This is a genomic window from Flavobacteriales bacterium, assembly GCA_016704485.1.
Lineage (GTDB): Bacteria > Bacteroidota > Bacteroidia > Flavobacteriales_F > PHOS-HE28 > PHOS-HE28.
In genome coordinates, this window is record JADJAA010000001.1 from 415,533 (window position 1) to 438,841 (window position 23,309).

The following is a 23,309-nucleotide window of genomic DNA, read 5'->3' on the forward strand; positions in this document are numbered from 1 at the left end:
TCGATCGCCATTGCATGCAACGAATTCTACTGTTGGTCCACATTCTTCTTAGTTGTTTTCTCACTTACGCACAACAAGGAACGATCAGTGGCATTATCACCGCCAATGAAGGTGGACGTATTGAGCCATTACCATTCGTAAGTGTTGTGATCAAAGGCACTACTACGGGTGCAAGTACGGATCTCGATGGCAACTATTTCTTCAAGGCAGAACCAGGTGAACATTTGGTAGCCGTGAGTTTCGTCGGATTCGAGTCCGTTCAGCGGAACGTTACGCTCGTGTCCGGTGGTTCAGTAACCGTGAATGTCGAAATGGTTGCTGCCGGATTGCAAATGGAGGAGTTCGAGGTGGTCGCAAAAGTGGACCGAGAAAAGGAATCCGTGCTGTTGATGGAACGTAAAGAGACAACGGACCTGGTCCAGAATATCGGTGCACAGGAGCTCAAGAAAAAGGGTGCATCCGATGTGGCCGAAGGAGTACAGAAGGTTGTTGGCCTAAGTACAGTTGGTGGAAAATATCTTGTCGTGCGTGGATTAGGTGATCGGTACAACGCTGCCTACTTGAACGGGTTGCCATTGCCTTCGCCTGATCCTGATACGAAAGTGTCTCCGCTGGATATTTTTCCGACACAGGTAGTAGGAAGCATTAATGTGACCAAAGGATTCACGCCAGAATTCTACGGGGACTTCTCCGGAGGCGCAGTGGATATACGTACCAAACGTGCAACGGGCGAGAACATCCTGCAAGTAAGCCTGGGTGCTGGCATGAACACGCAGACCACGTTCAAGGATTTCACGACCTATAACGGAGGTAAACAGGACTATTGGGGCATGGACGATGGTAGCCGTGCTATACCTGCCGGGGTTGTCGGTACCAACTCCGTGATCAACGGAGAACGTTTGAAATTCCAACCGAACTTCAACCCAATAGCACGCAAGGCAGGACCCGATGTGAACTATGGGATCTATGGAGGTACTACGTTCTCACTTGCAAAGGATATCAAACTCAATTTCCTGGCCACTGCCAACTACCGCAATGAGAACCGTTATCAAGAAGGAAAAGTGCGAGTGATCAACACACTGAACCAACCCATGCTGGATTATGACCAGAAGCGCTGGCAGTTCAATACGCAGTCTTCCGCGTTGGCATCGCTTTCATTGGAGTTAGGTCGTCACCATTCCATTTCATATACCAGCACATGGGTGAAGCTTTCCTCGGATGAAGTACAAGAGAACCGAGGTACACATTTCGATTACCAGGATCATGTTCTTTCAAGACGCGAGACCTTTCGACAGAACTACATGTTGATCAACCAAGTAGCTGGGGAGCATGTGTTCGGAAATGCGGATCGTTTGAAAGTTGATTGGGCAGGATCCATGTCAAAGGCCGATGCGAATGAACCCGATCGAAAACAACTTGTTTACTTGTATTCGCCCGAGAATGGTGGTGAGACTTATCGCTTCAACGCGATCGACCGTTTAGAGAACCACCGCAGGTATAGTGCACTTGAGGAAAAAGAGACCAGCGCGCGTGCAGGCTTGAGCTACCGACTACTCCAGAAAGAAACAGAAAAGGGCGTTCTTCCGATCCTAACATTGCGCACCGGAGCGCAACTGAAAAGGAAATCGCGCAACTTCGGATATGCTATATTTTCCTATGACCTGAACGGCATCAACGCAAGCAACCCGAATGGTATCGATGTGAACTCGCCGGATAGATACCTCGACAACGCCAATTATACTGCGGGAAATTTCTCTATCGCCAATGTTACCGGACCGGAAGCAGAACACACGATAAAACAGGATATCAACGCTGCATACCTATCTGCCGAACTCGATATCGTGCCGGAGAAATTAAAGTTTATGGGCGGTGCGCGTTTGGAGGACGGCGAACAATTCATCGTTTATCGCAAACAGAGCGATTCGTTCTACCAAGCTCGCCGAATTGCTCGGATAAACTCCACGGACCTATTGCCTTTCGCCGCGATAAAATTCGACCTGATTACCACCCACGTGATCAGAGCGAATGCGAGTAAGACCATTTCGCGTCCCGGCTTCCGCGAAATGGCACCGTTCGAATACACCGAATTTTTTGCAGGTGCGAAATTCGTTGGTAACCCGGATCTGAAGAATGGCACGAATTACAACGCCGATCTGCGCTACGAGATCTTCCCCAACAGTGGCGAAGTGATCGCTATCGGTGTGTTCGGCAAACAACTGATCGACCCTATCGAAAAAGTGGCGCTTGCAACTGCTAGCGGACAGTTGCAATCATTCCGCAACACAGGGTCTGCGACAGTTGTTGGCGTAGAGTTGGAACTGATCAAGAACATCGGTGCGCTTCTCGGTAAGGACAGCACCTGCTGGAATAACTTCAGTGTGGGCATCAATGCGACATTCTTACAGTCCCGCTTGACCATAGGCGATGCACCAACGAACAGCGAGAGCGCAACCGTCGTTCTCACCAATACTACACGTCCGTTGCAAGGTGCATCGCCCTATCTTCTTAACGCGGACCTGAGCTATCAGGTATCTCTAAGCAAACAAGTAAAAGGTACCCTTACTGCTGCATACAACATCTTTGGGCGCAGGGTTTTCTCGGCCGGTGCGAATGGGCTCGGTGATCAATATGAACTCCCTGTTGGTATGTTGAACGTGATCGCTCGTGTTGACATTGGAAAACGCTGGCAGGCGAATATCAACTTCCGGAATGTGCTGAACCCATTGGTACGCATCGAGCAAGAAACACCGAACGGCTCTTCGCTTTTGAACGAGTATCGCACCGGGATGAACATCTCAGCGGGTATCGCATTCCGCATTTTGTAGGACCCGCTCGATACGCTGTTCAGGAATGGACCCTTGTTGCGAATTGTTCGCGATCGGGTCCATTCGTTTTTCGGCGCAAAAGATGAACGCATTACGCTGACATAACATCGAGAATGCACAACTTAACGGAATGGTAATGCGGGGCGAATGAAGCGGTAAGAATGCGGTCGGTCCTTTGTGGCGTAAATGAAAAACAACCTATTGAACATGACCTCCCTGAACGGAAGACACTCGAAACTGGCAGTGTTTGCGCTGATCGCATCCATCGCTATTGCACCACTTACTTCTTGTAAAAAGAAAGAAGGTTGCATGGACCCTGCCGCATTGAACTATGACCCGGATGCTGATAAGGATTGCTGCTGCGAATTCGCACCTTTAAATGGCGAACCAACGCAAACCATCAACGGGGAGACCTATTATGTTCTTACTGGATCGATCAGCAGTGACCGCACACTTACGAATGACAAGAAATGGTTGCTCTCCGGTGGCGTTTTCGTCGCGAATGGAACGACTCTTACCATACAGGAGGGTACGCGGATCTTTGCTGCGGATGATGCCACTACCCCATTCTTGAGCATCCTGCGCGGTGGAAACATCAATGCAATCGGAACCGCTTCTGCACCGATCGTGATGACCACGATCAAAACCATTACCGGCGGAGCTGACCGTGGTGCATGGGGAGGTGTGATCATCAATGGCTACGGACAGATCAACATTTGTAGCGCTGCGGATTGCACTGCCGAAGGTGAAGGTGGAACCGGCACATACGGTGGTACGGATGACTCGGACAATTCCGGAACATTGAAGTATGTGCGCGTTGAATATGCGGGTAAGATCCTTGGAACGGATAATGAATTGAACGGCTTTTCATTCAACGCGGTTGGTAGCGGCACGGTGCTGGAACACCTTCAGGCCTACAAAGGCAGTGATGATGGTTTCGAATTCTTCGGTGGTGCCGTGAATTTGAAATGGGCTGTTTCAACAGGCAATAGCGATGATAGTTTCGATTGGACACACGGATGGCGCGGAAAGGGCCAGTTCTGGGTTGCTCATCAGGATGCTACAACAGGAGACAACGGTATTGAAAGTGATAATTGGGAAACCGATTTCTACGTTACACCGACCAGCGATCCTGTGATCAGTAACTTCACCTTAGTAGGTGCTGATGATGGTTCACCGAACCACGGATTGCGTTTGCGTCATGGAACCAAAGGCAAACTGTGGAACGGACTCATCACCGGTTTTGCTCAAGCGATCCGTGTAGGTAGCGAGTGCGATGCATACGTAATTGATGGGTCACTCGCTGTAAAGAACACCGATCTGTTCAGCAACGTTACCAACTTCAACAATGCTGGTGCGATCGGGACCGATCCATCCATATCATTATCCGGTCCTACGTTGAACGGTTACATTGGAACTGATGCAAGCAACGCGGTTGATCCGTCCACTGTAAATGCTTGGTTCAATAGCGTAAATTTCCGCGGTGCCGTGGAAGCCAGCAACGATTGGACGGCAGGTTGGACAGTAGGGCTTTGACCAATATCAAGCAGTTGCCAAGTGTTAGGTCTGCAACTTATGTTGACAAGAAAGGCTCCGGAAACGGGGCCTTTCTACATTCAACCCGCGGCGAATAAAACCTTCAACAGGCCCAGCAGCACCGCATACCGCGCTGCTTTACCGATCAACATCAACAGCGCAACAGGCCAGAACCGCGCACGACCTAAACCCAATGCAATGGCAATAGGATCACCGATCACAGGAGCCCAACACAGCAAGGCTGCCCAACTACCGTATTGCTCTATGCGAGTTCTCCATGCTTCTGCTTTAACGGGATCCGCGCGTAACCATTTTGCGATGCGTTCCAGATCTCCTAAACGGCCTAGACCATAGCTACTAAGGCCACCTAACCAATTGCCCAAGCTGGCCACCAACCACAACGAAAACATCGGCCATGACCCTAGTCCGGCCATTCCTAAGAGAACCGCCTCCGAGCTGAACGGCAATACCGTGGCTGCAAGGAACGAGGCCAAGAACAAGCCGAGCAGGCCAAAGGATATCCAGGTTGAGGGGTCGATGGGGGTTTAGTTGTTGGTTGTTGGTTTTAGCTGTCTGAGCGGGGGATGACTTGCGGGAATCGTTGATTGCCCATATCTCTGATGGACAAGTTGACTTTTGGGCGTTGTGTTGGCTATACGGACAGCAGAACCAACAACTAAGAACAGACAACTTTCACGACACCCTTATTCCTTTCTCTATGCCCGTAAAGAACGGCAGAACCCACCAATAACAAGCACCAATAGCATTTCCCACCGCTTGGCACACCATTTGAAATGTAAGCAACGTTATCATTTCTGAACATGAAGATCTTCACCACTTTCATCCTTGGCCTTTTACTCTCCGGGTCTGTAACGGCCCAATTAAGCAAGCGACCGGTCACCATTGGTGGTGGCTTGGAAGTGGCCATTCCCCGAGGCGAATTCAATGATTCCTGGGGCCAACAAATGTTTGGCCTTAGCGCCAATCTTACTGTGCCCATGCGACGCTTGCCCATTGATATCGGTGGCGATTTTTCGTGGGCCCGAATGGGAAGAGAAACGAACACCGTGCCTGTGAGTGAGGACTTCCTGGATGCCACTACCGGCACCATGGAAGTAGTTAGTAACGTGCACGGATACCACGCTTTGGCACGCCTTAAACCATTCAATGGGAAGGTGAGTCCTTATGTTGAAGGCTTGATCGGCCTCCGTCATTTTTCCACAACCACCAGCATTGAAGTGAATGGCATGGACCACGACCTTCTGCACCAACGGGATGCCAGCAATTTCGTATTCAGCCGTGGTTGGGCGGTCGGTCTTCAAGTAATGCCTACCCGGATCTTCTACATTGAGGGTCGTGTGGAAAGCCTTTCGGGTGGCAAGGTGACCTACGTTGACCCCAGCACAATTTCAATTTCACCCAGTGGAGAGGTCAGCTACGGAACACAGCGGTCCGGCACCAATGTGGTGAACATACATTTGGGCATCGGCTTTCGATTCTAATTATGGTTCCATACTTCAGATGCCATTGCTTTCCCAACTTCCATTGTTGGTAACCTGCGGATAACACGCACGAAAAGGCACTGGGAACGCCCACTTATTGCAGTAAACTTGCGCTATGTAAGCGGGACCAGACCTGCTGCAGCTAGTGTTGAACGGGCAAAAACGGATCCAAAGCGCTCTAATTTCGGTGTTCCACAAAGATGGGCTTGAACCTATCGTGCGTGCATTGGATGCGCTTGGCGTGCACCTCTATTCAACTGGCGGCACTCAGGAATTCATTGAAAAGCAAGGCGTAAAGGTCACTCCCGTAGAAGACCTCACCACCTACCCGAGCATTCTGGGTGGTCGTGTGAAGACACTGCACCCGAAAGTTTTCGGAGGGATCTTGGGTCGACGGGATATGCAAAGCGATGTGGCCCAACTGGAAGAGTTCGAGATCCCGACCTTGGATCTTGTGATCGTGGACCTCTATCCCTTCGAGGAAACCGTAGCTTCAGGTGGCACCGATGAAGCGATCATTGAAAAGATCGATATCGGAGGGGTCAGTCTAATTCGCGCAGCAGCAAAGAACCACACCGATGTGTTGATCGTTCCAGCGCAAGCGCATTACGCAGAGCTGTTGAAGATCCTTACCGATCAAAAAGGCAGCTCTACCCTTCAGCAACGCAAAACCTTCGCTGCTGCAGCCTTTGGCATTACTGCCAAATACGATACCGCGATCCACGGCTGGTTCTCTGGTGCACGAACGACCGTGCTACGTTACGGCGAGAACCCACATCAGAAAGGCACCTTTACCGGTGACCTGGACGGAATGTTCAACCAATTGAACGGCAAGGAGCTCAGCTACAATAACCTGCTTGATCTTGATGCCGCAGTAGAGCTTATCGATGACCTGGCCACATTGCCGGGCGTTCCATTCGCGATCCTGAAGCACAACAATGCCTGCGGCGCGGCCGTAAGAAAAACGGTGAAGGAAGCATGGGATGCCGCGCTTGCCGGAGACCCTGTCAGTGCATTCGGCGGCGTGCTGATCTCTTCAACAGAGATCGATGCGGAGACCGCAAAAGCGATCGATACCATCTTCTTCGAGATCATTGCTGCACCGAGCTTTTCCACGGAGGCCTTAGCAATCCTGCGAAGCAAGAAGAACCGCATCATTCTTGAACGTAAGCCGAGCCAACGCCCAACGACCAAAATAAGGACCGCCTTGAACGGTATCCTTTCCGAAGATGCGGACACTGTTATCAGCAGTGCGGGATCCATGAAAACTGCCACGGCGAAAGCACCATCAGCCAGTGAGTTGAACGATCTGGTCTTCGCTAATATGTTGGTGAAACATACCAAGAGCAATGCGATCGTGTTGGCCAAGAATGACCAACTGATCGCCAGTGGCACCGGACAAACCAGCCGCGTGGACGCACTTGAGCAAGCCATAGCCAAAGCTTCAAAATTCAAATTTGATCTGCAGGGTGCCGTTATGGCAAGCGACGCCTTTTTCCCTTTTCCGGACTGTGTGGAGATATCACATAAGGCCGGCATTACCGCTGTTGTGCATCCGGGTGGCAGCATCCGTGATCAGGACAGTATCGATTTCTGTAATTCCAACGGAATGGCAATGGCCATTACCGGTAACCGTCATTTCAAACACTGAACATCCGCACATGGGTTGGTTCAATTTTTTTACTCAGGAGATCGCGATAGACCTTGGAACCGCGAACACATTGATCATTCACAATGACAAAGTGGTCGTGGACGAACCAAGCATTGTTGCCATTGATCGCACTACGGGCAAAGTGATCGCCGTGGGTAGGCAGGCCCAACAGATGCATGGCAAAACGCACGAGAACATCAAGACCATCCGGCCCTTGCGTGATGGTGTGATCGCCGACTTCAAGGCCGCCGAGGACATGATCAAAGGGATGATCAAGATGATCTCTCCAGGCCGTCAATTGTTCACACCGAACCTGCGCATGGTGATCTGTATCCCCAGTGGCATAACCGAAGTGGAAAAGCGCGCTGTTAAGGATAGCAGTGAGCATGCCGGCGCGAAAGAAGTGTACCTGATCCACGAACCCATGGCTGCGGCGATCGGTATCGGAATTGATGTGGAGGAACCGATGGGTAACATGATCATCGATATCGGTGGTGGTACGAGTGAGATCGCCGTGATTGCATTGGGGGGTATTGTTTGTGACAAGAATATCCGCGTGGCCGGAGATGAATTCACGCAGGATATTGAAGAGTATATGCGTCGCCAACACAACATCCTTGTGGGTGAGCGCACTGCTGAACAGATCAAGATCGAAGTTGGTGCTGCTACCACCGAGCTGGAAAATCCTCCACCTGACTATGCGGTGCGTGGCCGCGACCTGATGACCGGTATTCCGAAAGAGATCACTGTTACGTACGCGGAGATCGCGCAGGCGCTCGACAAAAGTATCAGCAAGATCGAGGAGGCCATTCTTTCAGCGTTAGAAGCAACACCACCGGAACTGAGCGCGGACATTTATAAGACCGGGATCTACTTGGCAGGTGGCGGCGCTTTGCTGCGTGGCCTCGATAAACGGATAAGCATTAAGACCAAATTGCCGGTACATGTTAGTGAGGACCCTCTGCGCGCTGTGGCACGTGGAACCGGTATTGCACTGAAGAACATTGATCGATTCCAATTCCTGATGCGTGAGTAGGATCGATGAACCCATCGCACCTACGCATACCAGTTCTAGATGCGTGATCTATTCCGTTTCCTCTTTCGCATTCGGGACACGCTATTGTTCTTGGTCCTGATCGGATTCTCCTTGACGCTGCTCTATAGCGGTAACGCGCACCACAGAGCACGCGCCATCAACTCTTCCAATGCAGTTGTAGGGGGTATCTATTCGCTGAGAAAACAGATCACGGATTACACAGGGCTCAAAGAAGTGAATCGACGTCTAGCAGAAGAAAATGCTGACTTCCGGAATCGGATGAGTTCTTCCTATGCTTCCGTTGAGAATCGCTTCGTCCGGATCAATGACACGATCCATCGCCAACAATATCGCTATGTACCAGCTAAAGTGGTGAACAGTACATGGCACAAACCCAGCAACACCCTGACGTTGGACAAAGGGAGCAAGGACGGATTGCACGACGACATGGGCGTAATAGGACCGAATGGGATCGTTGGTGTATTGAATGATGTAAGTCCGCACTTCGCATCGGTGATCAGCGTGCTAAGCCCGGAGATCAAGACCAGTGTGCAATTGCGCAATACCGGTCATTACGGCTTGCTCTATTGGGATACGAATGATCCACGAACAAGCTCCGTGATCGACATCCCCAAACACGCACGCGTGCAAGCCGGTGACACCGTTGAGACGCGTGGCGGTGATCGCATTTATCCTGCCGGCATCCCAGTGGGTACCGTGCTTACCGTAGTTGATGTACCGGGCATTAATTACCACAAGATCACCATACAGCTAACGGAGGATATGACACGAAGCGGATACGTTTACGTGGTTGATGACCTTCAGCGTTTGGAGCGTGACTCTTTGCAATTGATCAACAGCATGCCATGATCACGACCATCCTGGCAAATATCATCCGATTCGTACTGCTACTCCTTTTGCAGGTGTTGGTACTGGACCAGCTGGACCTGGCCAATAGTTATGTCGTACCGTATCTCTATGTACTATTCCTGTTGATGCTCCCGTTGGAACTTCCCGGATGGGCGAGTTTGCTGATCGGTGCCGTTACGGGGCTTGCGATGGACTTTTTCAATAGTACACCCGGCATGCATACCAGTGCGTGCATCGTAATGATGTATCTGCGGATCTCCTTATTGAAACTGATCGCACCACGTGAAGGCTACGAACACGGTATGCGCGCCACCGCTTCCCGAATGGGCTTGACGTGGTTCCTTACCTATAGCAGCCTACTCGTGCTAGCGCATCATCTTTGGCTGTTCCTTATCGAGCTCCATAGTTTCGACCTATTCTTCGGGACATTTCTTAGGGCATTGTTGAGTGCTTTGACCACCCTTGTACTGGTCTTGTTAGCACAGTTCCTTACGTCGGTCAAGGACCGTGAACGAGGATGAACACCGAATCACGCAAATATGTTCTGATCGCAGGCGTGCTGTTCATCAGCTGCGTTTTCATTCTTCGCTTGTTCTGGATACAAGTGGTCGATGGGAAATGGCAGGCTGCCGCAGCGAACATGGCAGAACGCAAGATGACCGTGTTCCCGTCGCGCGGATTGATCTTTGATCGGAACGAAAAACTACTTGTCGCGAACACGCCGGTCTACGACCTGATGGTGGTACCGAAAGAGGTCAAACCATTCGATACGCTTGCTTTCTGTGCAATGATCGGAGTTCCCGTTGATGATCTCCGTCTCCGGTTGGCAGAAGCCACGAAATACTCCAAATACAAGCCCAGTGTTATGGAGAAGCAGATCCCTGCCGATCAATTCGCCGCGATCAGTGTTCACCTGCACAAATACCCTGGCTTCTACGGGCAAAGTAGAACGCTGCGCACCTACCCACCACATGCCGCAGCACATTTGCTCGGCTATTTGAGCGAAGTGAACGCCCGAAAAGTTGAGGAGGATCCGTACTATAAAAGCGGTGACGTGATCGGTGTAGGTGGTCTCGAATCCTTCTACGAACCGTCTTTACGCGGAAAACGTGGTGTGAGCTATGTGCTGATGGATGTACACAATAACATGAAGGGTTCATTCAAGGGCGGGGCATACGACACGCTTGCCGTTGAAGGTTCCGACCTCTACACCGGGATCGATCTGGATATGCAGCTTCTGGGCGAAAAGCTCATGGTGAACAAGAAAGGTAGCATAGTAGCGCTGGACCCGAAGACCGGAGAAGTGCTTTGTTTGGTCAGTAGCCCTTCCTATGATCCAGAATTACTCGTGGGCCGTGTGCGGAACACCAACTACGGTGTGTTGCAACGCGACCCGATCAAACCACTTTTCGATCGCGCATTACAGGCGCAATATCCGCCGGGTTCCATATTCAAGATCGCACAAGCATTGATCGCTTTGGATGAGGGCGTGATCACCACGGAAACCGGATTCCCGTGCAATAAATCATTGGTTGGTTGCCACAATCACCCCAGTGCCGGTGACATCCGACAAGCGATCCAAATGTCCTGTAACCCGTATTTCCATCAGGTATTCAAACGGATAGTGGAGCGTGGCGAAAACCCGAACAACCGGTTCAAGGACGCAGCACTGGGCCTCGCGGAATGGGAAAAACGGATGCGCTCCTTCGGCCTAGGTTCACGACCGGCGATCGATCTACCGTCCGTAAAGGGTGGCAACATTCCCGGTCCTGCGTATTATGACCGAAAATATGGTGAGGCACGATGGGCGTTCAGTACGATCTATTCCGTTAGCATTGGTCAAGGAGAAGTGCTTGTTGCACCCTTACAAATGGCCAACCTCGCAGCCATCTTCGCAAATAAAGGATGGTATTACGACCCGCACGTGGTGCGTGCAATTGGAGACCCGGATAGTGTACAGACCCAGTACCGTGATAAGCACTATGTGGATGTGCATGCACAATGGTTCGATCATATCCAGGAAGGCATGCGACGGGTGGTGAACGAAGCCGGTGGTACGGCACGCAGGGCCCGCATCGATGGCATTACCGTTTGTGGAAAGACTGGAACGGCAGAGAATCCACACGGTCAGGATCATGCTGTATTCATCGCATTCGCACCCATGGAAGATCCAAAGATCGCGATCGCCGTCTACGTGGAGAACTCCGGTTTCGGTGGCACATGGGCCGCTCCCATCGCAAGCTTGTTGATGGAACAATACCTTACCGATACCATTACCCGGCCGGAAGTGGTAAAGAAGATGGAAGAGGCCGACCTGATATCCAAAGAAGCTACCTACGTGAAAAAGCCCAAACGTAAATGATACGAGGCCCGGAGAACGTAGCCGCAAATTTCGATCGACCGATCCTGATCATGTACATCCTCTTGATGTTCATGGGATGGGCCAATATCTACGCCGCAGCTTACGATCCAGAACACGCCAGCATCTTCGATCAATCAAAAGAATATGGCAAGCAGGCCGTGTGGATGGGCGTGAGCCTTACGCTGGGAGCCATCATACTCATGGTGCGCGGCGACCTTATCCGCACCATGGCTTACGGGATCTACGGTGGCGTATTGGTGCTGCTAGTAGCAGTACTTATATTCGGGAAAGAAGTGAACGGAGCGCGCGCTTGGTTCGGTGTAGGTTCCTTCGGAATACAACCTGCGGAGTTCGCGAAATTCGCAACGGCACTTGCACTCTCTCGCTACCTCAGCGGACTGAAGGCCCTGGTGGATACACGCTCGCGACTGATCAGTGCGATCATCATCCTATCACCTGTCGCACTGATCATGTTGCAACCCGATACCGGAACCGCATTGGTTTCCGGCGCGTTCATTCTTGTTCTGTATCGCGAAGGGCTATCCGGTAACGTTCTCCTCCTCGGTATTCTTGCAGCGTTCATGTCGGTGCTTGCGTTGATCCTCAAGGAATCGACCTTCGACCTGCCCTTCACCGACCGGGTTTTGACCGGACAGTATTTTCTGATGATCGTGATCGCCGTGTTCGCGATCGTTGCTTGGTTGTTCGTGCGCAGGTTCATCTTGAAACGTGAGGCCAAACGGATGTATAGCTACATCGTTATCGGTGCCTTGGCTTCGTTCGTATTCATCGGTGGTGTGGATTATGCGTTCGAACATGTTCTTGCAAGCCACCAAAAAGATCGTATCCTGGTGATGATCGGGCAAATGGAAGACCCGCAGGGATTGGGGTACAACGTAAAGCAAAGCCAGACAGCGATCGGTAGTGGAGGCTTCGCTGGCAAAGGATACCTGGAAGGAACGTTGACCAAGTTCAAGTACGTACCCATGCAAAGCACGGACTTTATTTTTTGCACGGTAGGTGAAGAATGGGGCTTTCTCGGCACTTCATTCGTGGTGATACTTTTCACCGTTCTGATCCTGCGCATCATCCAGATCAGCGACCGGCAACGATCTCGGTTCACACGGATCTATGCCTATTGCGTGGCCAGCATCTTCTTCCTGCACATCATGATCAACGTGGGCATGACCATTGGCCTTGCACCGGTGATAGGCATTCCCCTACCCTTCTTCAGCTACGGCGGTAGTAGTATGATCGCATTCACTATCTTACTTGGAATTCTCGTGCGGCTGGATGCCGAACGGCTGACCAATTTGAGGTAATGAAACGCAACATCCTATTTGCAGTATTGTCCTTTTGCAGCTTTTTGTGCCATGCGCAACAAGCGTGGGTTGTAGATACAACGTTCCGCACGAACCTCCAATACCGGTCAATAACGGACATCGAATTCTACGACGACTACATACTGATCTCGGGCCTACTGAAATTCTCAACAGTTTTTACCCCTTGCGGTTCCGCTAAAATTGACTATTCTGGAAACTTGATAGAATGCTTCTCAGGGGGGGGGGGGTCGTTCCTTGGTCGGATCGGTATTATATTGGAATTGGACAATCCGTATTTCGAATGTTCCAAACCGGACTTCCTGACAACTCATTCGCGATCAGCTCTCCGTTTTATTACCCGGTTGATGGGGGGCAATTCGTGGTCTTGCCGGACGATAAGGTGTTGGTGACCGGCGGGCGCGATCTATACAGCACAGTAGACACTTCCTTGATCGGTGGAAACTTTTGTCTTACGCGCTATGACACATTAGGTAATTTGGATACTACGTTCCAGCATCGGCAGTGCCAAAATGGAGTTGCTCTACGGATCGTAGCATCACCAGACGGTAAATTTCTGTTATCCGGTGTGCAAGGCATGTTCGATGGCCAACCTGTAGGTCGTATTTTCCGTGTTCTTCCCGATGGTGCATTGGATACTACCTTTCACACGAACATCGATTTCGGGTCAGCAACGGATTACTATTTCTACAACGATGGCCGCATTCTGGCAAGCGGTTGGTTCCACACGCCTGATATCCCGAATGATACACTAGGCTTGGTGCGCCTTATGCCCGATGGCAGCATAGACCCTACTTTTAATTACGACCTCCGTTTTAGGTTATTCTCCAACAGCCTATCGTTAGGTGTTGTGCAGGGGATGTATACGTTGGACTCAGCTACGATCCTGCTTGGCGGCTCCTTCGCAACGCTCAACGAAGAATGGGTGGGTGGTGTTTGTGCAATTGACACCTCCGGGAATGTCCTACCCGAATATTTTCCTGGAACAAATTGCGATACGATCATTGGTCCAAATCCTGGCATAATAGCGTTAGGCATGCGTGATTTTGAAATGGGACCGGATGGAATGTTGTATGCCTACGGTTTTTTTCATGGCTTTGATGATGGCTACCAGAACCACCCGGACCAGACCATGATCATACGGTTGAAGCAGGTGAATGTGGGGGTGGAGGAGCAACGTCTTACTTCTGGCCGATTGGTGTTGCAACCCAACCCGGGCAGTGATCTGCTAGTGCTTCAATTTGCGAACCTTGCACCCAACGGCACTTTAGAAGTACTGGATATGGATGGTCGGTTGGTACACACTGCACCTGTGCGTTCGCCAGTTCTGCAGCTGGATGTTAGCGTTTGGGCACCGGGCTTATATGCGGTGCGGTATGCTGGCAAGGACGGCACAAGCTTAACCGAGCGCTGGGTGAAGCAGTAGGCTACTACTTGCGCGATCTTCAATTCATTTCATTTCTTACTAAAGCCTTAGTGGACTTTGTAGTCCACACTACGTGGCAGACCCGTAAATACCGGCGAGCAGTGCCTCCGCAGCGGGCACATAAATTGTGTGTTATAAATTATGTGTTATAAATTATGTACATTTGTTGAATGGCATCCACCATCAACCCGTTCCTGTTACAAGGCTATGCCGGTCCAGAGACCTTCTGCGACCGGGTAACTGAACTTGCCTTCCTTCGGGAGGCCATGGCCAATCAGCGTAACGTGACCATCATTTCGCTACGGCGGATGGGTAAGACGGCGCTGATCCGGCATTTCTTCGCAGCCCAACGGAAGTTCACTCCCGTGTTCGTGGACCTGTACCGCACCACCGACCAGGCCGGCATGGTACTCCTTATCGTACAGGAAGCTTTGCGGCAAGTCGGCAAACCGACAAGCGCATTGTTGAAGGAAGTATCCCACGCCATGCGGTCCTTGGAGTTCAGCCTCAACTTCGACCCGCTCACCGGTCTTCCGGAATTGGGAGTATCCGCGCGGCCCAGCCTTAAACAGACCATGGCCTTGAACGAACTGTTCAACTACTTGGAACAACGGCGTAAACCTGTTGTGATCGCCTTGGACGAATTCCAGCAAGTAACGCAATACCCGGAACAGAACACCGAGGCTTTGTTGCGCGAACACGTTCAAAAACTGCGCAATGTCCAGTTCATCTTCTCCGGTAGTGACAGGCGCATGATGCAAGCCATTTTTACCGAAGGGAAACGCCCATTCTTCCAAGCGACCGAACCCTTGCACTTGGGTCCGATCCCGAACGAAGCATACGTGGCATTCATCCTCACCCATTTCAAGCAAGGAAAACGCAAGATCGCTATCCAATTGGTCCACGATGGGCTTGCGTGGTGCCGTAACCACACCTATTACGTGCAATACCTGTTCAACCGGCTTTACGCAATGGGTTTAAGCACCTACACCGCTATGGATCTGGCAGGTATTCAGGAGAGCATTCTCAAGGAACGCGCCCCTGAATACATGACCTTAGCACGCTTGCTCAGTCCTAACCAAGCTGCACTGCTGAGCGCAGTGGCAAAGGAAGGTTCCGTAGAAACGCCGGGATCAATGGAATTCATCATCAAGCATCAGCTAAGCGCGATCAGCACCGTGCGGCAGAGTCTTAGCGTGTTGCTCGATAAGGAGTTGGTCCATCAAGAAGCAGGACAATACAGGGTCACTGATGTTTTCCTGGGGCATTGGTTAGCCTCCGCATGATATTGTGCCGGTGTGAAATGCATCCGGAAAGCAGAACGCCGGGCAAAAAGCCCGGCGTTCAAAGATCATTAAGAAGATCGGTATCAATAGAACTTGCTGCGATCGTCGGTTACACCAACTGCTTCGCGTAAGGCGTTGAACACTCCGTTCTCCGCGCGTCCACTAATTTTTTGTAGGAGTCCTTCGCGGTCCGCGGCAAGATCACCGGTTTCGCCAGCAGGATCAACTTTGGTCATGCTCACAACGTACACCGCATTGTCTCCCTCCAACGGCACGCTGGTCTGGCCAGGCTGCAACGCAAAGATCTGTCCTATAACCTTAGTCTCCGTGAATCCTCCTGGAAGGTTGTTGCTGTTCAGCAATACGTCCGTTGCGTTCTGCACGGTAACTCCCATCGTGGATGCCAATGCATTGATGTCGGTCGTACCGGCCATTTTCGCTTTCAACGCTGCGGCTTTCTTTTCTTTAATGACTGCGGCAGTGAATACTTCACGCACATCTTCCAATTGAGGAACGCCTTCTTCACGAATACCGGTCATGATGCCAACAACATAATTATCACCTGCATCCATCGGTTCGCTCACTTCGCCAAGTTTCGCACGATTGGCCCATGTGATAACGCTGTTCGACTGTTGAAGTCCAGGTACAGTACGCATATCCGAACGTAGCTCCTCAACCGGTGTGATCACCAACCCTGTAGTATCCGCAGCTGCTTTGAACGCTTCCGCTGTCTTATTGCGCAAACTGAATTCGTTGGCTTTCTTATAGACTTCCTTGAACGTGGCAGGAGATGCCTTTAGCTGACGTTCCAATGCAACGACCCTGCGCTCTTTGCGATCGCGTTTGTCCAGGACCTCCACAATGTGAAATCCATAGGTGGTCTTTGCGATGGTGATCGCCCCTACTTTCTCGTCGAAACTTGCAGCAGTGAACTCGGGTACCATTTTCTCTTTACCGAACCATTCGTAAACACCACCGGTGCTGGTACTTCCCGGATCATCGCTGAACTTGGTGACCAAAGCCTCGAATTTGCTACGATCCTTGCGGACAACTGCAAGCATGCTATCTGCACGTTGCTTTTGCTCATCTTCGGTCTTTCCTTGCTGTGTACTCAACAGAATGTGTCGTACACGTGCTTCCGGGATATCCGCTAGTTCTTTCACTTTCACCAGCTTCATCACTTCACCATCCACATACGGGCCAACCACTTCCCCTACCGCTGCATTCACGATCAGCGAATCATTGAGCGCATCGGCTGTTCCTTCCGTATAGGCAACAACGTTGTACGCACGACTATCGCTGTTTCCAACAACGAAGTTCGAATCATTCTCTGCATTCTTGAACTCCACACGCAGTTCCATCATTTCTGAACGGATCTCTTGGCGATCTGCTTCCGTAGCAACCACTGGGAATGTTACGTATTCGAATTTCCGTGATGGTTTCTGCACATACTTCACATCGTTCTTGTGCTGTCCATAGTAACGGCTCAATTCCTGTTCGGAAACAGCATAAATGCTATCAGGCTCACTATCGTACCGCTTTGCCACAAAGTTGAAGGTCGCTTTCGTAAGCTTGGCTTCGTATTCATCCTTTGCTTGTGCACGGTTCACGAAGATGCTCTTCTTTACCAGAGTTGTGTACTTTGAATACAGGCGGTTCTCACGGATACGGCGAGCTTGGATCTCATGGTAAACAGGTGCATTAAGCTGCACATTATTGAAGTAGGTCTTCAGCTTCTCTGGATCCAATTGACCATCTTCTCCTTGGAAATTCGGCTGGTTCCTAAAATCCGAAAGGATGTTATTCCCGAAACGGATATCATCATACTCGCTCTTGGTAAGAGAAAAACCAGCTGCTTCAACCTGTGGAAGCATCACTTTTTCCTTCACCATTTCCTGCCATACGCTGTTACGCACTTGATCGGTCATCTGCGCATTGACCGTTTGTCCAAAATCGTTGCGATAGCTTTCCACTTCATCCGATACGCGATTCTCGAATGCAATACGCGGGATCTCTTCGCCGCCTACCACACCAAGTGCTTGATCTTGGCCACCACGCCCACTACCCGAGATGAATTCTCCAACAACGAACAACACCAACGCACCACCAACAAGCACCAACAATAGGCCGCTACGCTCGCGGATCTTACCAATTATAGCCATTTGCCTTTTTTGAATAGGGGTGCAAATATAGGAGAGTAGACCCACTTGCAGGAGTTTGCTGACTCCAACCTTCCGATGAGCCCTACCTATGCTCAATATAACGTGTCCGTGGTCAATCGCTTATGAACCCGGTCTCGGGGTCCAGCACCTCCAACCGAACAAGGTCTATTCGACTATGCACGACTTGGGCAATGGTCATGCGAAAAGGTGGTAGATCGATCACCTGGCCTTGTTCAGGCAGATCTCCCGTACTGTGAAGGATAAACCCTGCAAGTGTTTCATAATCATCGCGCTGGGGAATGGCCAACCGATACTTTTCCACCAAGTGTTCCACCTCTGCGCGAGCGCTCAGCAGGAATTCGTTGGGTCCGAGGCGTTCTTCGACCTCTTCATTACCCGTATCGTGCTCATCATCAATATCGCCAACGATCGTCTCCACCACATCCTCCATGGTGATTATACCCGCCGTACCGCCATATTCGTCTACCACAACAGCTACGTGGGAGCGTTGCTTAATGAACAATTGCAGCGCCTCATCCGCCGGCATGGTCCCAGGGATGAAATTCACAGGACGTACAATTGCCTGAATGCTCTTCGGACGTCGGAACAATTCATATCCATGCACATAACCGAGGATCTTGTCGATACTCTCCTTGTACACAAGCATTTTGCTCATCCCGTTCTCAGCGAACCGGCTTTGGAGGGTCTGAACGCTCTCATCCACCTGTATGGCCTCGATCTCTGCACGCGGAACCATTAGGTCACGCACCTTTATCTTGCTCAATTCCAATGTATTACGAAAATACTCAACCTCCGCATCCAATGATTCATCGCCCTTGGGGACATTGCTGATGTCATTCAGGAATTCATCCAGGTCCACACGTCCAAATGCCTCCTGACCTGAAGTACCGCGCACCCCGAAGACTCTTAAGATCCCTTCCCCCATTGAGGTCACTACCATCATTGGCAGCCAAAAGACGGTGTAGATCACGCGCAAGGGGATCGCAAAGAGGCTGAGTGCCCTATCCGGGTCCATCCGGAATAGCAGTTTGGGCAAGAACTCTCCAAGAATGAGTACTACGACCGTGCCGATCACTACCCGGACCACCAATTCAAACGCCGCTCCTTGGTTCAATATTGGCAGCATTTGGCCCATAACACTCGTAAACACCACGCCATAGAGAACGAATGCCACGGCATTGCCAACGAGCAACGTACCTACGACCCGCGACGGGCGCTGCAGCATGTCGCCCAGCACCCGGGCCCAGATCGCGCCGCGCTTGCGCTCCAGCTCCAGATACAGCTTACTACTGCCGACCAAAGCAACTTCCAACCCCGAACAAAGGGCGGATATTGCGATGGACACAATGATCAAGATGAGGTCAGTGGAGAGGATCGGTCCGTGGTATTAGGTATAAGATATGTTGAAGATCGGGGTAATTTGCAAAAGGCGGAGTTCTATCAAGAAGACCTTTGGGGTATGGATGAGCTGATCGATCGGTGAGCAGCCGTCCACAGATGACCATCAACGGGCTTTGTCATCCAACGCCTCCAGCTTTTTGCGGGTCATTCTGCGAAAAACGAACATGGCCAGTGCGATCCCTGGAAATACCAACCATTGCTTTCCTGCATCGAATCCATCGGCAATGAGCACCCAGATCGCCGCTAAGGCCGTGCCTATCGCAACAGCCAACCAGAAATGTTCCATGAACCTATTGATCTTCCGCATCGGTCGACAAGGTATCACCCTCGCCCAAATGTAGTGTGCCGGTCACTTTTTTGATCGTGTACCGACTAAAGTCTTCAACAGCCTCCAGCCCTTGACCATGAACAACATTCAACCCTCGTTGTACCCTTACCGCCTTATCGGTGCGTACCATGGCGCTGTCCTGATGCCAACTGAGCTGTTCGGTCTCTAAGCGCTCCCCTTTGGCATTGACGAATACCACTTGCTCAAAAACCTCCATACGTTGCTGCTTGGGAAGTATGGTGCCGCGCCGCGCAGTAAGTGTACTACCCGGGTTACCTACACTATCGAAAAAAACCAATTCAAGACCATCGCTGAGCTCAGTATGCTTTGGCTCTACCGCGAATTCTTCGATCTTTCCAGCGCGCAATCGATTCCGTACTCGCCCACTATCAGTGAAGAAATACTCCGCTTCGAATGTTACCCGGTCCGGAGAAGCAAGTGGTAACTCCACCGCTGCAACATTATCCAGATCGTTCTTACAGCTCACCATGGCCAGTAACCCGAACAGGCCAATGGCACCAATGAACGTCAATCGATCCGGCGCTTTTTGAACCATTGGTCCCATGCTTCCGGAATAATTGAAATACCTACTTGGATAGTGGTGAACCGTTCTTGAAGAAGCGCATTGGCCGCATCGTTCCGTTGGCCGTATTCCACTCCAATATTGACCCGGCTCCAACTGAATTTACCCAATGGGATCGAGACGCCTCCGGTCGCTGCCATTTCGCGTAGTTGTGTTCCATCCACAATTAGGTAATCATCGGTATAGCGTAGCCCAAGCCGGTAGGTGTTGCGCAACCAAAAAGAGGCATTGGGGTTCAACGTAGGATGTAAACTTCCACCTACTGCATAAATTGACTGTGTACCCAATGCTCCTTGCGATGTATATCCATCAACATCAACATCCATGGTGCTCCAATCGCGCAAACGATACTCTACCACACCCTTCCAACGATTGTTATAGATGCTGAACCCAGCGCTGTACGAAGCAGGAATGCCGATCGTTCCGCGTGTGCCTTGCGTAAAAAAAGTGGTGTCAACAGTAAAGTCCCCACCGGTGCCGGTTACGAACGAACTGCCCAGACCAGAATGCTTTGCGGTTAGGTTTGCAGGCAGTTCCGATGCAATTCCAATACGATAGCGAAGGGCTTCCGCCTGGCGATTATCGATGGTGATGTGCTTATATTTATCGGGGTCCTTTCCCTCATTGATCCACTTCTGCTGGAGCCGTTCATCCTTGGCCAAAAGTTCCAAACGGCGCTCCGCAAAGGAAACAGCCACCCGCTCCTTTTGAACCAGATCACCCGTGAACTGGAACCCAAGGTTCACCGTTGGAGCGCGAACGACCAAGGACGAGGTGACCTGACTATTATAAAAGTTTCCGTTCGTCGGATAATAGGCCTTACGCGCTTCTTCAACAGTACCGAAGAGGTAATTGATATTCGCGCCGAAGGAAAGTTTCTTACCACGTTCCATGCTGTCATTCGTTTGCCATAGCACACGAGAAAGGCCCAAGAACGCCTTGTTCAACCCACCACTTCCACTGTATTCATATCTGACCCTACCTCCAGTAGCGATCAACGTATCGTAATTATTGATCTGGTAGCCCACATTGCTGAATGGCGCTACACCGAGTGCGAAACCCCATTTGTTCTTGGCAAATGGAACACCTATGGAAAGACCCAACAGGTCCGTACGTTGCCCTTTACCGGTAACACCGTCAAGCTCATACGTGATGAACCGACCAACCCCGCCGGCTTCGAATACAGGTCGAGCAATGCCAACGTATGAAGCTGGATTAACGGAAGCCACACTGAACAGGTCCGATGCACCGATGCCGGAAACACCCATAAGACTTTGGGTGATCTGCGTGTTGTTGAATAGATCACCGAACCCGTAGGCCGAATAGGGTGAACCGCTGCCCTGCTGCCCTTGGGCATTCACTTTGCTAGCGCACAGCGTTAACAGAGCTATCGTGCAGAGTGCGGTTATGTATAAGGATCGCATATAGTCCTTCAAGGGTAAGAAAAGGGAGCGCAAAGATGCCACTTTTCAAGGCGCTGACGAACCTTGGTGCATCACCGCCGGTCAGGGTAACGGCAATTCCGGGTCGTTCTTGCCCATATGCCGCAATGAATTCTTTCAATTCACCTAAAATACCATAATGTATTCCGGCTTCCAAGGATGAATCCGTTGATATTCCGAGAGGTGATGGCTGCGGACCCGGATCTACACGAGGTAGCCTTGCACTGTAGGCATTCATCGCCATCGCTCGCATTTGCAATCCTGGACTGATCGCGCCACCTGAGTAGCTTCCATCTTTTTCCACTACATCATAGGTGATGCAAGTTCCAAGATCTACGGCTAAGACCGGTCTTCCGGGAAATCGCGATAAACAGCCAACAGCGTTTGCGAGCCTATCCGCGCCCAAAGTCAATGGTGTACCGTAATTGCTCTTCAAGGGCGTAGGTGTATCTCCTTTAACGATCAGTAACGGTGCGATATTGGCTAATTGTTCCGCGTAGTGCTCATTGTCCGCAGCGGTAGTTCCAACAACAATTCCAGTAGGTCGATCACCTCCTAGTAAGGCCTTAACCGCATCCGTATCGCCATTCTCTGCATGGATCATCCGCAGAAGCCTGTTCTCAGCAAATAGCGCCAATTTCGTGCGGGAATTACCCACATCCATTACAAGATCCAAACTTCTCATCATCACGGATCGACTACTTCCATATATTTGCGGCCCTTGTTCACAGAAAAGGTGTTTTTGCACCGCGCACAAGGTAATGGTGCCTTAGCTCAGTTGGTAGAGCAATGGATTGAAAATCCATGTGTCCCCGGTTCAAATCCGGGAGGCACCACTGAAAGTAAAAGCCCTCCACATAAGTTGTGGGGGCTTTTTCGCTCCATGGCATCATTGGTCCCCACTACTGCTCGTTGGCCAACCACGAACGCAAAGCACTCAAATGCTCTTGCTTCTTCGGTTCTCGCAACGCCTTATTGGTGGGCGTGAAATAATGATGGTGCTCCAAGAAACGCACTTGAAGTTCATTCCACTCCCTCCTGGTGCCTACCGTGCCCTGATCGCATAGCTCTTGGAACAACATATCACCAATGATCTTGAAATCCGACCGCCCCAAATAATCCATATCGGCATCGCAGAGTATTCCGCACAATTCACATTTGGGTACCTGCGGAATTTTTGTGGAGAGTATCATGCCACAGATCCGTTCGATCTGCTCTGAATTGAACCCGAACCGAGGCAGTTCTTTTCGGACGATCCCGCAACTGCGCTCCTCATGGTCATGATCCGCCACAATGAATCCGGCATCATGATAGAGTGCTGCGATCTTCAACAGGACCAGGTCCTGACCTTCGACGCCCTCTTGTTCGGCAATGCCAATAACGCTGGCATAAACATCCAAGGTGTGCTCCAAACTATGGTAGGTCCACTTGGGGTCCAACTCGTTCTTGAGCCTAGAAAGAATATAAGCTTTCGCTGCGTCCGGATCCATTCCAAGATGCCAATATACGATGGACATTGCCACAGGTTCGCTCAAATA

The 23,309-nt window shown here is 50.9% G+C and carries 19 protein-coding genes and 1 tRNA gene; 12 read left to right on the top strand and 8 right to left on the bottom strand.

Annotated features, from left to right (window positions below):
• The first annotated feature begins 14 nt into the window (after positions 1–14).
• Together IPF95_01850 and IPF95_01855 are read left to right on the top strand one after the other, a co-directional pair.
• Positions 15–2,825, top strand: coding sequence for a TonB-dependent receptor (locus tag IPF95_01850; protein MBK6473436.1), 2,811 nt, complete (start codon positions 15–17; stop codon positions 2,823–2,825).
• A gap of 207 nt (positions 2,826–3,032) precedes the next feature.
• Complete coding sequence (locus IPF95_01855; protein ID MBK6473437.1) at positions 3,033–4,361, top strand: hypothetical protein; 1,329 nt, start codon at positions 3,033–3,035, stop codon at positions 4,359–4,361.
• 80 nt (positions 4,362–4,441) lie between these two features.
• On the opposite strand, the gene IPF95_01860 is transcribed toward IPF95_01855, so the two are convergent.
• On the bottom strand, positions 4,442–4,795 hold the full coding sequence (locus tag IPF95_01860; protein MBK6473438.1) for a DedA family protein: 354 nt from the start codon (positions 4,793–4,795) through the stop codon (positions 4,442–4,444).
• 387 nt (positions 4,796–5,182) lie between these two features.
• Here IPF95_01860 and IPF95_01865 point away from each other — a divergent pair, with 387 nt between their 5' ends.
• From IPF95_01865 to IPF95_01905, 9 genes are all read left to right on the top strand, one after another.
• Positions 5,183–5,863, top strand: a complete 681-nt coding sequence (locus tag IPF95_01865) for a hypothetical protein (protein MBK6473439.1) — start codon at positions 5,183–5,185, stop codon at positions 5,861–5,863.
• Positions 5,864–6,011: 148 nt separating this feature from the next.
• Positions 6,012–7,514: a bifunctional phosphoribosylaminoimidazolecarboxamide formyltransferase/IMP cyclohydrolase gene (gene purH / locus IPF95_01870; GenBank protein MBK6473440.1), complete on the top strand. Its 1,503-nt coding sequence runs from the start codon at positions 6,012–6,014 to the stop codon at positions 7,512–7,514.
• 10 nt (positions 7,515–7,524) lie between these two features.
• Entirely contained in the window at positions 7,525–8,550 is a 1,026-nt protein-coding gene (locus IPF95_01875) for a rod shape-determining protein (GenBank protein ID MBK6473441.1), read from the top strand.
• Positions 8,551–8,589: 39 nt separating this feature from the next.
• The gene (gene mreC / locus IPF95_01880) at positions 8,590–9,420 is read left to right on the top strand and encodes a rod shape-determining protein MreC (GenBank protein MBK6473442.1); all 831 of its coding nucleotides are present in this window, start codon (positions 8,590–8,592) and stop codon (positions 9,418–9,420) included.
• Positions 9,417–9,941: a rod shape-determining protein MreD gene (locus IPF95_01885; GenBank protein MBK6473443.1), complete on the top strand. Its 525-nt coding sequence runs from the start codon at positions 9,417–9,419 to the stop codon at positions 9,939–9,941. The genes mreC and IPF95_01885 overlap by 4 nt, the downstream gene beginning before the upstream one ends.
• Entirely contained in the window at positions 9,938–11,782 is a 1,845-nt protein-coding gene (gene mrdA / locus IPF95_01890; protein MBK6473444.1) for a penicillin-binding protein 2, read from the top strand. The genes IPF95_01885 and mrdA overlap by 4 nt, the downstream gene beginning before the upstream one ends.
• Positions 11,779–13,104, top strand: coding sequence for a rod shape-determining protein RodA (gene rodA, locus IPF95_01895; protein MBK6473445.1), 1,326 nt, complete (start codon positions 11,779–11,781; stop codon positions 13,102–13,104). Before mrdA ends, rodA begins: the two co-directional genes overlap by 4 nt.
• A 301-nt stretch (positions 13,105–13,405) precedes the next feature.
• Complete coding sequence (locus tag IPF95_01900) at positions 13,406–14,548, top strand: T9SS type A sorting domain-containing protein (GenBank protein ID MBK6473446.1); 1,143 nt, start codon at positions 13,406–13,408, stop codon at positions 14,546–14,548.
• A gap of 170 nt (positions 14,549–14,718) precedes the next feature.
• A complete protein-coding gene (locus IPF95_01905; protein ID MBK6473447.1) occupies positions 14,719–15,834 on the top strand; it encodes an ATP-binding protein in 1,116 nt (371 codons plus the stop codon).
• A gap of 83 nt (positions 15,835–15,917) precedes the next feature.
• Here IPF95_01905 and IPF95_01910 read toward each other — a convergent pair whose 3' ends face one another.
• From IPF95_01910 to IPF95_01935, 6 genes are all read right to left on the bottom strand, one after another.
• Positions 15,918–17,996 (bottom strand): peptidylprolyl isomerase, encoded by a 2,079-nt coding sequence (locus IPF95_01910; protein ID MBK6473448.1) that lies wholly within the window; start codon positions 17,994–17,996, stop codon positions 15,918–15,920.
• Between the two features lie 112 nt (positions 17,997–18,108).
• On the bottom strand, positions 18,109–19,362 hold the full coding sequence (locus IPF95_01915; GenBank protein MBK6473449.1) for an HlyC/CorC family transporter: 1,254 nt from the start codon (positions 19,360–19,362) through the stop codon (positions 18,109–18,111).
• Between the two features lie 159 nt (positions 19,363–19,521).
• Entirely contained in the window at positions 19,522–19,725 is a 204-nt protein-coding gene (locus tag IPF95_01920; protein ID MBK6473450.1) for a hypothetical protein, read from the bottom strand.
• Positions 19,709–20,311: an LPS export ABC transporter periplasmic protein LptC gene (gene lptC, locus IPF95_01925; GenBank protein MBK6473451.1), complete on the bottom strand. Its 603-nt coding sequence runs from the start codon at positions 20,309–20,311 to the stop codon at positions 19,709–19,711. Before lptC ends, IPF95_01920 begins: the two co-directional genes overlap by 17 nt.
• Positions 20,275–21,753: a hypothetical protein gene (locus IPF95_01930; protein MBK6473452.1), complete on the bottom strand. Its 1,479-nt coding sequence runs from the start codon at positions 21,751–21,753 to the stop codon at positions 20,275–20,277. The genes lptC and IPF95_01930 overlap by 37 nt, the downstream gene beginning before the upstream one ends.
• Positions 21,695–22,459: a type III pantothenate kinase gene (locus IPF95_01935; protein MBK6473453.1), complete on the bottom strand. Its 765-nt coding sequence runs from the start codon at positions 22,457–22,459 to the stop codon at positions 21,695–21,697. The genes IPF95_01930 and IPF95_01935 overlap by 59 nt, the downstream gene beginning before the upstream one ends.
• A 75-nt stretch (positions 22,460–22,534) precedes the next feature.
• Here IPF95_01935 and IPF95_01940 point away from each other — a divergent pair.
• Positions 22,535–22,607: transfer RNA gene (locus IPF95_01940), tRNA-Phe, on the top strand.
• 66 nt (positions 22,608–22,673) lie between these two features.
• Here the strand turns inward: IPF95_01940 and IPF95_01945 are convergent.
• Complete coding sequence (locus IPF95_01945) at positions 22,674–23,261, bottom strand: HD domain-containing protein (GenBank protein ID MBK6473454.1); 588 nt, start codon at positions 23,259–23,261, stop codon at positions 22,674–22,676.
• Positions 23,262–23,309: the final 48 nt, after the last annotated feature.

What these genes read in the sequence shown, in the direction of transcription:
- IPF95_01850 (MBK6473436.1), top strand. Translation starts at nt 15, where the DNA reads ATGCAACGAATTCTACTGTTGGTCCACATTCTTCTTAGTTGTTTTCTC.
- IPF95_01855 (MBK6473437.1), top strand. Translation starts at nt 3,033, where the DNA reads ATGACCTCCCTGAACGGAAGACACTCGAAACTGGCAGTGTTTGCGCTG.
- IPF95_01860 (MBK6473438.1), bottom strand. Translation starts at nt 4,795, where the DNA reads ATGGCCGGACTAGGGTCATGGCCGATGTTTTCGTTGTGGTTGGTGGCC.
- IPF95_01865 (MBK6473439.1), top strand. Translation starts at nt 5,183, where the DNA reads ATGAAGATCTTCACCACTTTCATCCTTGGCCTTTTACTCTCCGGGTCT.
- IPF95_01875 (MBK6473441.1), top strand. Translation starts at nt 7,525, where the DNA reads ATGGGTTGGTTCAATTTTTTTACTCAGGAGATCGCGATAGACCTTGGA.
- mreC (MBK6473442.1), top strand. Translation starts at nt 8,590, where the DNA reads ATGCGTGATCTATTCCGTTTCCTCTTTCGCATTCGGGACACGCTATTG.
- IPF95_01885 (MBK6473443.1), top strand. Translation starts at nt 9,417, where the DNA reads ATGATCACGACCATCCTGGCAAATATCATCCGATTCGTACTGCTACTC.
- mrdA (MBK6473444.1), top strand. Translation starts at nt 9,938, where the DNA reads ATGAACACCGAATCACGCAAATATGTTCTGATCGCAGGCGTGCTGTTC.
- rodA (MBK6473445.1), top strand. Translation starts at nt 11,779, where the DNA reads ATGATACGAGGCCCGGAGAACGTAGCCGCAAATTTCGATCGACCGATC.
- IPF95_01900 (MBK6473446.1), top strand. Translation starts at nt 13,406, where the DNA reads ATGTTCCAAACCGGACTTCCTGACAACTCATTCGCGATCAGCTCTCCG.
- IPF95_01905 (MBK6473447.1), top strand. Translation starts at nt 14,719, where the DNA reads ATGGCATCCACCATCAACCCGTTCCTGTTACAAGGCTATGCCGGTCCA.
- IPF95_01910 (MBK6473448.1), bottom strand. Translation starts at nt 17,996, where the DNA reads ATGGCTATAATTGGTAAGATCCGCGAGCGTAGCGGCCTATTGTTGGTG.
- IPF95_01920 (MBK6473450.1), bottom strand. Translation starts at nt 19,725, where the DNA reads ATGCGGAAGATCAATAGGTTCATGGAACATTTCTGGTTGGCTGTTGCG.
- lptC (MBK6473451.1), bottom strand. Translation starts at nt 20,311, where the DNA reads ATGGGACCAATGGTTCAAAAAGCGCCGGATCGATTGACGTTCATTGGT.
- IPF95_01930 (MBK6473452.1), bottom strand. Translation starts at nt 21,753, where the DNA reads ATGCGATCCTTATACATAACCGCACTCTGCACGATAGCTCTGTTAACG.
- IPF95_01935 (MBK6473453.1), bottom strand. Translation starts at nt 22,459, where the DNA reads ATGATGAGAAGTTTGGATCTTGTAATGGATGTGGGTAATTCCCGCACG.
- IPF95_01945 (MBK6473454.1), bottom strand. Translation starts at nt 23,261, where the DNA reads ATGGATCCGGACGCAGCGAAAGCTTATATTCTTTCTAGGCTCAAGAAC.